Source organism: Gilliamella sp. B2717, from assembly GCF_026536675.1.
GTDB classification, from domain to species: domain Bacteria; phylum Pseudomonadota; class Gammaproteobacteria; order Enterobacterales; family Orbaceae; genus Gilliamella; species Gilliamella apicola_I.
Genome location: NZ_JAFNNQ010000025.1, coordinates 60,464 through 60,668, shown reverse-complemented (window position 1 = coordinate 60,668; position 205 = coordinate 60,464). Strand labels below are relative to the sequence as shown.

Sequence of the window (205 nt, the reverse complement as noted above, 5' to 3'; positions counted from 1 at the left end):
ACTACATTATGAGAACGTATGCGCTAGACGAGGACGGCGACGAGCCAGGAGCGCAGGAAAATCGATTTAAATTTGTTGATATCGATAAACAGCGGGGATCAGCAACGGGTTATATTGCCAAATACATTTCGAAAAACATTGACGGTTACCAACTAGCCGATGAGGTCGACGACGAAACCGGGCAAAATTTGCGGGATATAGCTAA

Annotated in this window: 1 protein-coding gene; it reads left to right on the top strand. The window is 45.4% G+C overall.

Features of this window, described 5'->3' with window-relative positions; all coding sequences use genetic code 11:
• Positions 1 to 205 (top strand): replication endonuclease (locus tag J3U35_RS05185; RefSeq protein ID WP_267359996.1); only part of this gene is annotated, 205 nt, incomplete at both ends.